Here is a 288-nt window from a genome sequence, read left to right as displayed (position 1 = left end):
TGGCGATGGCGCTGCTCGGCGAACGCTTCTCAGGCGTGGCCTGGGCCGGCACATTCCTGTCCTTCGCCGGCATCGGCATCATCGCGATGGGCGAGGGGCAAGGGTTGCATTTCGACAACGGCGCGCGACAGAAGCAGGACGATCGGGATGCCGAAGCTCAGCGCCAGCAGCACAAGCAAAGGTGCCGCCAGCGCCAGCGACCGCAGCCGGTCGCCGAAATCGGCGCGATGAAGCGCTGCCGCGACTGGTCGGCCGCCGATTCCGGCACAGCAAAGTCGGTCGCGGCAG

General features: G+C 68.1%; 1 pseudogene. It reads left to right on the top strand.

What is annotated here, in order from left to right:
* Positions 1-288, top strand: a pseudogene (locus EN807_RS37290) (hypothetical protein); the annotation flags it as partial.

It is taken from the genome of Mesorhizobium sp. M5C.F.Ca.ET.164.01.1.1 (assembly GCF_004792125.1).
Taxonomy (GTDB): Bacteria; Pseudomonadota; Alphaproteobacteria; order Rhizobiales; family Rhizobiaceae; genus Mesorhizobium; species Mesorhizobium wenxiniae.
Note: the sequence above shows the minus strand (reverse complement) of the source record. Positions and strands in the feature narration are given on the sequence as shown.